Here is an 11,944-nt window from a genome sequence, read left to right on the forward strand (position 1 = left end):
CTTCTCTTTTTTAATTATTTGTAAACTTAATTTTTCTTTTGAAATTTAAAATTATATTTTTGTCAATTTGTCTAAATTTTTATAATATTTTTATAATATTTTTATAATATTTTTTAATATTTTTCAATAAATTTTTCAATAAATTTTTCATGAAAATTTTTAGGAAAGCCTAAATTTTTTTCGTCCCATTTGCCTTTATTTTAAGAAATTTTTAATATTATTTCTTTATTTTTTAATAATTCAATTCAAAATTTAAATTTTCTATTTTAAAGATTTTTTTTAAACATTTTTTCTACTTGTCCATAAGTAAAAAGATTTATATTTAATAATATGGATAATATTAAATATGATTAGTATAAGTGCTAATGGATTTCAATTATTGATTAATTATATTGTAGCTATTTTTGTGGCAGTAGCTATCGCATTGGCTTTAAAATTGCCTTTAACTCCAGAAAAGCCTATACGATTTTCCTGGACAAATAGTGCAATATTTCCAACTCCTGTATTTGCTATTGGGATTTTAGCAATCTTTTTTTCTTTTAATTTTTATTGGATATATGATGGTTTAGTTCTTGCAATCTTGGCTGGACTATTCTCAGCTATTTTTGTAAAATATTTATTCGATTATGTATTTCCAAGTCCTAATTTAGAGAATACTCAAATGGAAGATGATGCTGTTTCCAATGCTTCTGAACCTTCATTTAAATCTTTAATTGAAGATATTTCAAATAGGGGTGATGAATAATGGATTTAATCATTGGCTTAATATTGGCAACAATCATTTCCTGGCTAAATTTTGTTATTGTAGACACTTTTTTAGGTTTGCCGGAAGCTCCTGGTGTTAAGGGGGCGGAAAATGTCGGTTATAATATTAAATCTAGAAAAGGAGATTTGGCAGGAGGATTTTTCCAAGGAAACATTCTTTGTTCTCCTGATGCATCAGCAGGAACCTTGATTGCTGCAATTGGAATCTATGCTTTAGGAATTCAGGGAGGTTTGATTGCTGCATTATTCGTTTATATAGGTAACAGATTATGTGCAGATCCAGGTTATGCAGGAACAGTTGGAGCATTGACAATGACTGTTTTGATTGCAATCTTCTCATTTGTTGGAATTAGTCCTGAAATGTTTATTTGCGGAATGGTAATTGCAATATTTACAATTCAGGGAATTCACCATCCTACAAGCTCAAGATTACTTGGAAAAATAGCAAAATCCTTTGGCAGGTATACTAAGTATGAATAGCTTTTGAAAGGCTTTTAAATATTAAAAATAAGATTTTTAAAATTTATTTAATTTAATTAAATTCAATTTAAGTGTTAAAGACAAAAAAATACAAGGTTAAAATATGTATATAGAAATTATTGGTGTTATTGCAATACTTATGGCTTTGAGAGCTGTGATAACCAAAGACAGAGCAGAAAAATTACTTTACATAAATGTAATAGGATTCTGTATTTCTGCAATTGTTGCATTGTATATTAAAACACCATTTGGTCTTGTATTGGCTGCAGCTTTCTTTATAAGTTCAACAATTGGTTCAAATGCAATTGCTTACACTTTAAAAGAATTGGAAGATGAAATTACATTTGATAAGGAAATGGACTTAAGTGAAGAAAACTAATTGTTGTTAAAAATTTGAAAAATTATTTCTAATAATAATTTATATTTAATTGATTGGGATTTATTTCTAAAAATAATTTATATTTAATTGATTGGGATTTATTTCTAAAAATATATTATATTTAAATATGAAAATAATTTAAATTTTAATTCATGCTTATAAATTAAATAATTTATTTAAACAATTCAAAATTGTAGTTTAACAATAAAAAAGAAAAACGTGATTTAAATGCTGGAATTTATAAATATTGAGACAATTGCAATGGCTTTAATGATAATAGGTGCCATTGGAGTTGTACTTCTTAAAAAACCATTGGATAAGGTAATAATGGTTTCTGTTTTGGAAGCAGGTTTATTCTTGGCTATTGTTAACTTCAAATATTTGGATGTTGCATTCCTGACTGCTGTTCTCGATCCATTGTCAATCATTGTCTTCTTGCTTGCATTGATCAAGATCAACAATGTCCGCAAATCAAAATTGGATGATTACTCTAGCTTTGATAAGGTTAATTACAGCAGTGAAAATAAGAAAAGAAACTCTGGGGAGGCAGAATAATGTTTAGCTTAAGTATTTGGGTTTATTTAGGTTTGGCAATCGCTATCTTTGGAAGCTTGGCCACCGTTTGGGGTCCTGGAGTAAAAGACCCTGTCATCAGAACAATAAATACTGAAGTGGCTTCTGTTGGAGTTTCATTGGTTTTGCTTACTTATAATTCTACATTGGCTCTGTTGACTTTAATTGCAACTACCATTGTAACAAGTTTAATCTTGTTTAGAGCTATTGCTCGTTTAGAAGAGATTGGAGCTGATGTATAATGTTCAGATTTATCAATTCATTTAATGAATTTAAATCATCATATGATTTAGATTTAAACTGTAACGCTGGGAGGTTATCAGATGCCTAAAATAGGGAAATTATGGAATCAATTGGCAAATCCTAAGAATGTTCCTAGATTGTTCGCTTTAATTTTAGGTTTACTTCTCATTGCAGGATTTTTAATACCTGTTGCATTGAATTCAGACCAGCTTTATACACGTCCGACTCCTCAGTCCCAAATGGATGCTGGCTTGGCAATAGCTCCATATGATAGAGGTGGAGAAGTTTTGGAAAGTCCTGGTGTTACTCAAGCACAATATCCTGAAAACTCTCAAAATCTAGGTTGGATCAATTCATACATGACTCCGATTGCCGAATGGCTAAAGGGATTCTCACCTTACTTTGGAACAAGTATATGCGCATCCCCTGGAGGATTGATTGATGAGATTCTTTATTATACAAGAGGTTTTGATACCATCCTTGAATCATCAATTCTCATGATGGCCTATATCATTGCATCATGGTTGGCAATTAACTTTACAATGAATAGGAAAAACGATAAGGAACAGATTAAAAAGGATATGAAGATTGCAATTGCAAGTTCCGATAGGGTTGCTAGTGAAGTTGAAGAAAGTAATCGTAAGGCTCGCAGCAAACAGGCTAAAAAGGAGTTTAGGTGATTTCATGCTTGTCTTTATGGATTTCAATTATATTGATAAGGGAGGAATGGTCTAATGCCTGCAAGCATAGTTCCCCAATTCGTTCCAGCCTTCTTCACTTCAATGTATGGCCAGGTCTTATATGGCGGTTTGATAGTGGCTTTCATCGGCTTGGTTGGAATTGCCATGGAAAAAAGAGACATTCAGATTCTTATCCTTACAGATATTGCAGGTCTTGCAATGCTTGTTGTTGTAACTGCTGTAGGTACAGATCTTTCAGAAGCATTGGTGCTTCCTGGATTGGTTGTTGAATTGGCTGAAATCATGGCTATTTCAGAGATTCTCATATCTCGTGAGATGAGAAAGAAGGATGTGGATACCTCATTCATGCCAATGTCTTTAAACATTGATATGGAGATAATGACAACCGCTCCAAACTTCATTGCATTGATTCTAATCGCTTATGGAGTATTCCTTTCAGGTTTTACCGGTGGTGCAGTAGCTGGTGGAGGCATATTGATTTATGTCCTTTCCAGAAAGGTAAGGGGATTGCCTATTGTAGTTCTTGATGGTGTAGGAGCTATTTCAGGTATTTCCTGGTGTTTATGGATAATTGGATTTTTAATCTTCTTTGTCTTGCCTCAATACTGGTTATTGGCTTTGCTTTTAGCTGCATTGGGATTGCTGTTAAAGGTGGCTTCCAAGATAGGTTTGATTGGAGTTTTAATGAGAGAGGACTTTGGCAGAGAGTAAAAGTTCTGATTATCATCTATTAATTGGAGTTTTTACTTATTTGCTTATTATAATTATTATAATTATTATTTTAATTTATTTGATTTAAAAAATAATGATTAAATTTTATTTGATTTAAAAAATTAACATTAAAATTTATTTAATTAAAAAAATAAGATTTTAATTTATTTAATTATGCTTACAGAATTTATATGAACATATTAATAAGAAGGAGATAGGATGTTTATAGAAAGTTTGGGAGGAGATTTTTTAGGAACAATTCCATTGGGAGATATTGTTCTTTACTTAAATCCGCTTCATTTATTCCTGTTTGTAACCATACTTCTATTTACAGCTTTGATTTCCATTAGCCGTACTGAAACTCAAGTTGAGGCTATGTTCGGTTCATTGGATGAAAATCAAGTTGCTGTCGGATTAAAGGAATTTAAACATAGGAGATTCCTTGCTATCGTATGTGGTTTGGCTACTGCAGGAGCAATGATTACTGGAGATCTGTTTAACTTTACCCTTTTCATGGCTTTAATCGGTATTGTTAACATTGGTATCGTTTCTGCCGTAAAACAGGTTGATGTTTTAAATTCAGCTTATCAGTATGGTTTAATTGCAATGATGTGTGGATTGCCTTTATTTGGTGGAGCTGCTATGATTTTGGCTTCTGCCGGTACTTTAAGTTTATTTGAATTGGCAAGTATGGCTCCAACCCCTTTAATGATCTTTGGATTGCTTCTCATGCTTATAGGTGTAGCTGGAGAAAGCGGTATAGCTCCATTTTATGCAAGTAAGGCAGAGATGTTTAGAACTCCAGGTTCTCCATTCATATTAATTATTCACTTAAGTTCTTTATTTATCATAGTAAGATTTTTAGAGATTTTACTTACTGTAATTTAACTTATAAAAGAAAATTTTTGCTTAAAAAATCATGTTTATTAACAAATTATGTTATTTATTTATTAAAAGATCAGGTTTATTAACAAATTATGTTATTTATTATATTAACAAATCATGTTTATTAATTATTTATTTAATAGAAGGTCGATAAAATGAAAAAAATGAGAATAGCTAGTTATACTATCTTTATAATATCATTGCTTGCTATAATTTATGCTTTAATATTTAATCCTGCAGATTGGATAGTTTATGCCATAGCTATTGTTTGCATACCATTTTTAGTACTTTCATTTGGACTTTTAACCATGTCCAACCCTATAAAAGATGAAGAGGAGGAAAGGAGAAAAGAACCGTTTACAGGTTATTAAATCTGATATTCTAATCTATTTTAGCTTCTTTGATTTATTTAGTTATTTATAAATCTGATAAGTCTAATTCATTGTTTTGATTATTGGATTTATTGTTTATTAATTTCTTCGCAGATTATGAATTTAATGGCTGAAATTTTAATCAATGTAATTATTGCTTTCCTCGCAGGCAGTCTCTTATTGGGATTCCATAGAAAGGTTATGGCAAGAGTCCAATTAAGGCCAGGACCTCCTATTATTCAATATTTATTACATTCCTTAAAATTTTTCTTTAAAGAAACTTCATTCCCTAAAACAGCTTCAATGCCATTTTATGTTGGCATTACAGTTATTTTAGCAGGAATTTGGATTACTGGTGTAATTGTTGGGCCTGTTACACAAGGTTCACTTATGATTATATTCGGTATTTATGCAATACACAAGATTGTTGAACATAATTCAGGATCTTCTTCAGGTTCTCCTTATGGAAAATTAAGTTGTGTAAGGGCTGTTTTCTCAGCAGCCGGTGAATTGCCTTTATTTGCCGTAATCGGTTTGGTTTTCATTAAGACAGGAACTATGGACATTTCCGGAATTTTAGCTTATCAAGCTTCAAACGGTCCATTGATTTATTCAATACCTCTTGCAGCTGTGATGTTTTTTGTCTTGATTATTACAAAATCCCCATATTCTCCTTTTGGAATTACAAAGGGAAAGGATATTATTTCAGGATTTGAAACAGAGCATTATGGTTTGCTTAGAGGGTACATAATGTTTTCAGAGTCAATTGCATGGTATCTCCTATTATGGATTTTTTTGACTGTATTCTTTGGACCGCTTTCAGTTGTAGGATATTTAATTGGAATGATAGTGATTACAATCATTACAGGATTCATTAATGCTACAACTCCTATGTTGAATCCAAACCATTCTGTAATGGCTCAAATATCCATTGGAATCATTTGTGTTGTTGGTACTGTAATTACATTTATAATTTAAAATTAAACAGTTTAATTTTTTATATTTTTATTAGATTGAAGTTGTAATCTTAGAAAAAATATTTTAAAATTTTTAAATTTAAGTTTGTAATTTAAAATAAGAATATTTTAAAATTTTGTAAATTGAAGTTTGTAATTTAAGATAAGTATATTAAAATTTTTAAAAAATTAAAAAGAAGGCTTAAAAATGAACAATGAAAAAGAATTGAGAATATTGACTTCCCTAGTGGCTTTAGGGGTTTTTATTGTTGCAGGTATTGCAGCATATTTCCAAAGCATTTTAGCACTTCCTTTAGCCATCATTGGAATAATATTCGTTCCATTCATTTTAATGCAGAACAATGAAAAAAGAGCTCATATTGCAGAGACTCTTGAAAAAGCAGCTTTCTTAATAACTCTTATAATTATTATATTGTCTTTTATTTATCTTTACAGTCCTGTATAGGTAAAAAAAATTTTTTGGGATTTGAAATTATTTGGAGATTGCATTTCAAAACTTTTAAAAAAGTTGTCGATTAAAAATCAAAAAAGGTGAAATCATGGAAACATTGTACTATATGATTTATATAATTGTATTTATAGTTGGATCAATTCTTGGTCTATTATTAAGCTATAAAAAACATATGGAACCTTTCATTATATCTGAAATTGATGTGATGTCCTTGATTTTATCTATTCTTGGTTGGTTTTTATTATTCAATTATGGATTGATTGGTTTTGTCAGTTCCGTTATTCTTCTAAGCATAGCATTCTTCTGTATTGGTCTTGTAATTGGAAGAAGGCCTGGTTATGGTCGTAAGGAAACTGCAATTGGATTGATTATTTCTCTAATTGTTTGGATATGCACTTCAGGAGTTTTATTTTCTTAAAAATTCCATTATTAATTCGATTTATGATTTTATTGAATTAATTAGTTAAAGCTTGATAAATTTTAATTATTCACATTTGACTATTTAAAGGATGATTTATATGAATAGTGATGAAAGATTAAAGATGTTGAAATTGAGGGTTCTTCACAGTTTCAAATGGGAAAAGGACATTACCGAACCATTGTCTGAAGAATTTGGAATTTCTAAAGAGGATTTTGAAAACATTCTTATGGATCATTTTGACATGAGTGATTTGGAAAATCTTCACTCCACCTATGAAATAGCCAATAGGGAAAGGATAAAAAGGCAATTGCACATTGACTTAAGACTTTACTGGTTAAGTGATGTTATAAAACTTGTATCAGAGGAAGATGCAGATAGAATTACTCATCAGTTAACCAAGGAGATTGTACAAAACAATAAAAAGTATGAGGACGCTTTAGAGGAAGGTAGAAGAGAGATTATTGAATTGGTTCAATAATATTGTTTTTAAATTATTGAATTGCTTCAATTTTTAATTTAAAAGTTATTAATTATTTAAATTATTAGTAAAAACAGTATTCAAATTATTATTAAATTATTATTAAATATTATTCAAATTAGTATTCAAATTATTGTTAAATTATTATTAAATTATTATTTATTATTTATTTAATGTTTATTCAATTATTAGGCACTGTTTAAAAGAACAAAGAGTTTTAAGGTAAAAAAGTTTAAAAAGGTAATTAAAATGCTTAAAAAACTTAAAGATATTGTAAGAAAAAGTTCAATTCATGTTTGTATTGTAAACTGTGGAGGCTGTAATGGCTGTGACGTGGAATTGGTTGCACTATTGTCTCCTCGTTACGATCTTGAACAATATGGTATCTATGTTCACAATAATCCACGTGAAGCTGACGTTCTTTTGGTTACCGGTGCCGTTACAGAACAATGGAGAGACAATTTAAGAAGGATTTATGCCAAGACTCCAGAGCCAAAGATTGTTGTTGCTGTTGGAAACTGTCCACAGTCAGGGGACGTCTTTGCTCAAGAGGGTGGAAGAGTGCTTGCTCCAGTTTCAGACTTTATTCCTGTGGATGCAGCAATTCCAGGTTGTCCTCCAAGACCTAGTGAAATTTTGGAAGCTGTTTTAACAGTTGCTCCAGGAGCACTTGCAGCTAAAGGCAGAGCTCAGGATAAAGCTCGTGATTAAATAAGTAAATGGGAGTCAAGATAAAATGATATTGCCAATCGGACCAATTCATCCAGGCTTAAAGGAGCCATTAAGACTTAAACTTCAAACTCAAGGTGAAAAGGTTATTAAAGCTGAGATTGATTATGGTTATGTTCACAGAGGTATAGAAAAGATTATGGAAGGTAAAACTTGGCAAAAATGTATTTACTTATCTGAAAGAATCTGTGGAATCTGTTCATATGAACATACACAGTCCTTTGCTGAAACCTTGGAACTCATCTCAGGAGTTCGCGCTCCATTGAGGGCACAATATTTAAGGGTCATTACCAATGAACTTGACAGAATCCAATCACATTTCCTTGCTAATTCCACTTTCTTCAAGACTCTTGAACATGAAACCCTTTTCATGCATGTGTTGGCTTTAAGGGAACATGCAATGGATTCCCTTGAATTGTTAACTGGAAATAGGGTCAATTTAGGTTGGAATGTAGTTGGAGGTGTCCGTATGGATGCTGAAGAGAAGCACTTCAATGCAATATTGGAAAACCTTAAGAAAATAGAGGATGGATTTGACAGACATGTTGCATTGTTTGAGGAAGCTCCAATTGTTGCCTTAAGGGCAAAGGGTGTTGGGGTAATGACCAAGGAAGAGGCTATAAAGGGTCATGCAGTCGGTCCTATCGGAAGGGCTTCAGGTTTAAAGCATGACTTGAGAGAAGAGCATTATACTTATAAGGATTATTTTGATTTCAAGCCTATCTGGAGAAAGGAAGGAGACAATTACGCTCGTACAATGAATAGGTTTAATGAAATCGAACAGTCCATTGATTTGATTAAGCAAGCAATCGAAAACATGCCTGAAGGAGATATTAGAATTCCTGTGGAAATTGCTTCAGGTTATGGAGAATGGAGAAATGAGGCTCCTCGTGGTGAAGTCAGATACATGGCTGAAACCAATGGAAACCTGATAAAACGTATTTCAATCAGAACTCCAAGTATTATGAATATCGATTCTTGCGCCAGATATATGTTGAAGGATGTTGCTACCGTTGCAGATGCTGTTGCAACCTATGCTTCAAGCGATCCTTGTATCGCTTGTGCCGAAAGGGTGGCAATCACAGATGTAGACACAGGGGAATATACTACGAAAGACTTCTATGAGGTGATATAGAGATGTCCTCATTGATTTGGTATGTTTATGAATTTGCCAGAAAGGCATGGATAGACGGTTTCCTTGATGCAAAGTCTAGGGTGGATATAGCTGAAAAGCCGGATAGGTTCAGGGACTTTCCTAAGGTCATTCCTGAAAACTGTATAGGTTGCGGATCATGTACTGCATCCTGTCCATCTCCAAATGCAATCAAGCTTGTAAGAGACCAGGATACCAATGAATCAGAAGGGCTGATTTATCCTGTAATCAATAAGTCCTCTTGTATTCGTTGCGGTTTCTGTTCTGAGGTTTGTCCATCAACTCCAAAAACCTTGGAATGTGGTGAAAATCACTTCATTCGTGAAGAGTTCAATATCATTCCTTCAAAAAGAAAATATATCGTTGATGATTATCTCTGTATCAGGTGTCATAAGTGTATGGATGCCTGTGAGGTTGGAGCCATTGAGGAAATCGATGAAAGGGTTCTTGTAAACCAGTCCAAGTGCATTTCCTGTGGAAAGTGTTTGGATGCATGTCCTGTTAAGGGTGCAATGAAAGGTGTCTTTGTAAATAACCTTGAAGAGCAAAAGAAGATCATTAATTTGGCGGTTACCACTCTTGAGGAGTATATAGAATCCAAGCAGGAAGATTTGGTTTGTTTAGGTTCAGATAAGCTGTTCCTTTCTTCAATTGATTTTGAACCTCTTTTTAAAAAGGCTCTAAATATCCTGAATGATGAGGATGTTGTTCATGAGGTTCTGGAAGATGCAATAAACCGTTTAAAGATTAGGATTATTACTTGGGATAGGGAAAACTGTAAGAAATGTCAAATGTGTATTCCAGACTGTCCGACAGGAGCAATAAGTTTTGATTATGATGAAGACACTATTGTAAGAGACAAGAACAAGTGTTTAAGATGTAGTATCTGTTATCAGACCTGTCCATTTTCAGTCATCAAGTACTTCATGGCTAAGTTTAACTTGGATACTGATGAGAATGGAAAGGAAGTTATTCACATTTCCGTTAAGGCTTCCCAATTGGCTGAAAGGAGGGCTTAAATGTTTATGGAATTAAGTTTATCATTTAATGGCGGAATGGTCATGCTAAGTGTCAATTCCGTATATTTGATGGAGGGCTTGTCATGGTAAGTGTCAATCCAATTCCAAAACCATTGAGAGACGTTCATATTGAGTATGAAATAGATGATGAAAAATGTATCAATTGTATCAATAAGCCTTGTCTTAAAGCATGTCCAATTGGTTCAGTTTATTTGGATTCAGATACAAAATTCATTAAATTGGATGAAAACTGTTTCGGTTGTGTTTTATGTACCAATGCTTGTCCATATGATGCTATTCACATCAAGAAGACCTTGTCAGAACCTATTCGTGAAAATGTTCCCAACATCAACAAGAAGCTGTGCAGAGCATGCGGTGCATGTGTAAATGCATGTAAATCCGGTGCAATCCACCTTAAGTCAACCGGTGGAGAAGAGATGCATAGTGAAATCGATGAGGACAAGTGTATTCGTTGCGGTTACTGTTTCAGGGCATGTCCTACAGATGCAATTAAATATGGTGAAATTCTGCCTAAGACAATCAAGGAAGGCAGAACCTTATCAATTGACCATGACCAATGTATTGGATGTATGACCTGTACAAGAATCTGTCCTTCAAAAGGTGCAATTAATGTTGGAAAAACCAATAAGTTGCCATTCATTGACCCTTCATACTGTGCAAGATGTGAGGAATGTATGAATTCCTGCCCTACCTATGCAATTGACTATGTTGAAAGGGAGGAAGCCTTTGAATCATTCAACAAGATTAAGACTCTTGAAATCGCTTCTGAAATCCTGGATAGGGATGTAAACAAGATTTCAAAAGAGGTAACCAAAATCGATAATGTTTTGATTGATCTTCTTTCAGACATTTCCAAGGATTATCACTTTGAGGACTTTGATTATGAAAATTCAAGGGATATTCGTGATGTTCCAAGGGGAATGGAATTTTCAAATGTGGAAATTTTCACATGCAGCAATTGCCGTTCCATTGTTGTGGACGTTACAGAATTCCTGAATCAGCGTCTTGATGCACTTCTTAAAAAGGACCTGGAAGTGGTTAAGGTATTGGACTTGGTTGAATTTTTCCCACCTTTATTGGGCATAGAGGTTGTTGATGAGAACTGTATTAGTTGCGGATTGTGTGTAGAGGCTTGTCCTACCAATTCAATTGATTTGGATGGTCCATTCCCAATTACAATAGACACTGACAATTCATGTGTATATTGTGGTTTATGTGCTGAAAGCTGTAATTTTGAGGCTATTAAACTTAAGGAAGAGTTCTTTACAAATAGGGATCATGAAATTTTCTTTATTAAAAGAGATTTAAGAGGAAAAAGAAATGGTACTGTAGAGGTTAATCATCACGCTTGCCAATTATGTGAGGTTTGTGTTAAAAACTGTCCTGTAAATGCATTGGACGTTAGTGATGACAAGGTAACTGTAAATCATGAGGATTGTATTTCATGTAGAAATTGTGAGGGAATCTGTCCTTTAAATGCAATTAAGGTTTCTACTATTTGGCAGTTCCTTTAGGTGTAATTTAGGTTTTGTTATTTGGCAGTTCCTTTAGGTGTAATTTAGGTTTTGTTATTTGGCAGTTCCTTTA

17 protein-coding genes are annotated in these 11,944 nt (G+C 32.8%); all 17 read left to right on the forward strand.

Going from position 1 to position 11,944, the window contains the following annotated elements; translation table 11 throughout:
• Positions 1-346: 346 nt before the first annotated feature.
• Positions 347-745, forward strand: coding sequence for an energy-converting hydrogenase A subunit A EhaA (locus Q0138_RS07245; protein ID WP_297982693.1), 399 nt, complete (start codon positions 347-349; stop codon positions 743-745).
• Complete coding sequence (locus Q0138_RS07250; protein WP_297982695.1) at positions 745-1,245, forward strand: hypothetical protein; 501 nt, start codon at positions 745-747, stop codon at positions 1,243-1,245. Before Q0138_RS07245 ends, Q0138_RS07250 begins: the two co-directional genes overlap by 1 nt.
• Before the next feature lie 103 nt (positions 1,246-1,348).
• A complete protein-coding gene (locus Q0138_RS07255) occupies positions 1,349-1,624 on the forward strand; it encodes a DUF2109 domain-containing protein (protein WP_297982698.1) in 276 nt (91 codons plus the stop codon).
• Positions 1,625-1,852: 228 nt separating this feature from the next.
• Entirely contained in the window at positions 1,853-2,179 is a 327-nt protein-coding gene (locus tag Q0138_RS07260; RefSeq protein WP_297982701.1) for a DUF2108 domain-containing protein, read from the forward strand.
• Entirely contained in the window at positions 2,179-2,439 is a 261-nt protein-coding gene (locus Q0138_RS07265; RefSeq protein WP_297982705.1) for an EhaE family protein, read from the forward strand. Before Q0138_RS07260 ends, Q0138_RS07265 begins: the two co-directional genes overlap by 1 nt.
• An 81-nt stretch (positions 2,440-2,520) precedes the next feature.
• Positions 2,521-3,120, forward strand: a complete 600-nt coding sequence (locus Q0138_RS07270) for an EhaF family protein (RefSeq protein WP_297982708.1) — start codon at positions 2,521-2,523, stop codon at positions 3,118-3,120.
• A 54-nt stretch (positions 3,121-3,174) separates the two neighbouring features.
• A complete protein-coding gene (locus tag Q0138_RS07275) occupies positions 3,175-3,852 on the forward strand; it encodes an EhaG family protein (protein WP_297982711.1) in 678 nt (225 codons plus the stop codon).
• A gap of 219 nt (positions 3,853-4,071) precedes the next feature.
• A complete protein-coding gene (locus Q0138_RS07280) occupies positions 4,072-4,740 on the forward strand; it encodes a hypothetical protein (RefSeq protein ID WP_297982714.1) in 669 nt (222 codons plus the stop codon).
• Between the two features lie 152 nt (positions 4,741-4,892).
• Positions 4,893-5,108 carry a DUF788 domain-containing protein gene (locus Q0138_RS07285; RefSeq protein WP_297982717.1) on the forward strand — a complete coding sequence of 72 codons (216 nt, stop codon included), beginning with the start codon at positions 4,893-4,895 and terminating at the stop codon, positions 5,106-5,108.
• 117 nt (positions 5,109-5,225) lie between these two features.
• Positions 5,226-6,086 carry an NADH-quinone oxidoreductase subunit H gene (locus tag Q0138_RS07290; protein ID WP_297982720.1) on the forward strand — a complete coding sequence of 287 codons (861 nt, stop codon included), beginning with the start codon at positions 5,226-5,228 and terminating at the stop codon, positions 6,084-6,086.
• Between the two features lie 186 nt (positions 6,087-6,272).
• A complete protein-coding gene (locus Q0138_RS07295; protein ID WP_297982723.1) occupies positions 6,273-6,530 on the forward strand; it encodes an energy-converting hydrogenase A, subunit K in 258 nt (85 codons plus the stop codon).
• A 94-nt stretch (positions 6,531-6,624) separates the two neighbouring features.
• Positions 6,625-6,954 (forward strand): DUF2104 domain-containing protein, encoded by a 330-nt coding sequence (locus tag Q0138_RS07300; protein ID WP_297982726.1) that lies wholly within the window; start codon positions 6,625-6,627, stop codon positions 6,952-6,954.
• Positions 6,955-7,054: 100 nt separating this feature from the next.
• The gene (locus tag Q0138_RS07305; protein ID WP_297982729.1) at positions 7,055-7,435 is read left to right on the forward strand and encodes a DUF1959 domain-containing protein; all 381 of its coding nucleotides are present in this window, start codon (positions 7,055-7,057) and stop codon (positions 7,433-7,435) included.
• Between the two features lie 195 nt (positions 7,436-7,630).
• Entirely contained in the window at positions 7,631-8,146 is a 516-nt protein-coding gene (locus Q0138_RS07310; protein WP_297982741.1) for an NADH-quinone oxidoreductase subunit B family protein, read from the forward strand.
• Between the two features lie 25 nt (positions 8,147-8,171).
• The gene (locus tag Q0138_RS07315; RefSeq protein WP_297982731.1) at positions 8,172-9,299 is read left to right on the forward strand and encodes a nickel-dependent hydrogenase large subunit; all 1,128 of its coding nucleotides are present in this window, start codon (positions 8,172-8,174) and stop codon (positions 9,297-9,299) included.
• A gap of 2 nt (positions 9,300-9,301) precedes the next feature.
• Positions 9,302-10,336, forward strand: coding sequence for a 4Fe-4S binding protein (locus Q0138_RS07320; RefSeq protein WP_297982735.1), 1,035 nt, complete (start codon positions 9,302-9,304; stop codon positions 10,334-10,336).
• Between the two features lie 83 nt (positions 10,337-10,419).
• Positions 10,420-11,871, forward strand: coding sequence for a 4Fe-4S dicluster domain-containing protein (locus Q0138_RS07325; RefSeq protein WP_297982738.1), 1,452 nt, complete (start codon positions 10,420-10,422; stop codon positions 11,869-11,871).
• The last annotated feature ends 73 nt before the right edge of the window (positions 11,872-11,944 follow it).

Origin of the sequence: uncultured Methanobrevibacter sp., assembly GCF_937906425.1 — an archaeon.
Taxonomy (GTDB): domain Archaea; phylum Methanobacteriota; class Methanobacteria; order Methanobacteriales; family Methanobacteriaceae; genus Methanobrevibacter.

What these genes read in the sequence shown, in the direction of transcription:
- Q0138_RS07290 (WP_297982720.1), top strand. Translation starts at nt 5,226, where the DNA reads ATGAATTTAATGGCTGAAATTTTAATCAATGTAATTATTGCTTTCCTC.
- Q0138_RS07250 (WP_297982695.1), top strand. Translation starts at nt 745, where the DNA reads ATGGATTTAATCATTGGCTTAATATTGGCAACAATCATTTCCTGGCTA.
- Q0138_RS07305 (WP_297982729.1), top strand. Translation starts at nt 7,055, where the DNA reads ATGAATAGTGATGAAAGATTAAAGATGTTGAAATTGAGGGTTCTTCAC.
- Q0138_RS07325 (WP_297982738.1), top strand. Translation starts at nt 10,420, where the DNA reads ATGGTAAGTGTCAATCCAATTCCAAAACCATTGAGAGACGTTCATATT.
- Q0138_RS07315 (WP_297982731.1), top strand. Translation starts at nt 8,172, where the DNA reads ATGATATTGCCAATCGGACCAATTCATCCAGGCTTAAAGGAGCCATTA.
- Q0138_RS07260 (WP_297982701.1), top strand. Translation starts at nt 1,853, where the DNA reads ATGCTGGAATTTATAAATATTGAGACAATTGCAATGGCTTTAATGATA.
- Q0138_RS07270 (WP_297982708.1), top strand. Translation starts at nt 2,521, where the DNA reads ATGCCTAAAATAGGGAAATTATGGAATCAATTGGCAAATCCTAAGAAT.
- Q0138_RS07245 (WP_297982693.1), top strand. Translation starts at nt 347, where the DNA reads ATGATTAGTATAAGTGCTAATGGATTTCAATTATTGATTAATTATATT.
- Q0138_RS07255 (WP_297982698.1), top strand. Translation starts at nt 1,349, where the DNA reads ATGTATATAGAAATTATTGGTGTTATTGCAATACTTATGGCTTTGAGA.
- Q0138_RS07300 (WP_297982726.1), top strand. Translation starts at nt 6,625, where the DNA reads ATGGAAACATTGTACTATATGATTTATATAATTGTATTTATAGTTGGA.
- Q0138_RS07275 (WP_297982711.1), top strand. Translation starts at nt 3,175, where the DNA reads ATGCCTGCAAGCATAGTTCCCCAATTCGTTCCAGCCTTCTTCACTTCA.
- Q0138_RS07280 (WP_297982714.1), top strand. Translation starts at nt 4,072, where the DNA reads ATGTTTATAGAAAGTTTGGGAGGAGATTTTTTAGGAACAATTCCATTG.
- Q0138_RS07285 (WP_297982717.1), top strand. Translation starts at nt 4,893, where the DNA reads ATGAAAAAAATGAGAATAGCTAGTTATACTATCTTTATAATATCATTG.
- Q0138_RS07295 (WP_297982723.1), top strand. Translation starts at nt 6,273, where the DNA reads ATGAACAATGAAAAAGAATTGAGAATATTGACTTCCCTAGTGGCTTTA.
- Q0138_RS07265 (WP_297982705.1), top strand. Translation starts at nt 2,179, where the DNA reads ATGTTTAGCTTAAGTATTTGGGTTTATTTAGGTTTGGCAATCGCTATC.
- Q0138_RS07320 (WP_297982735.1), top strand. Translation starts at nt 9,302, where the DNA reads ATGTCCTCATTGATTTGGTATGTTTATGAATTTGCCAGAAAGGCATGG.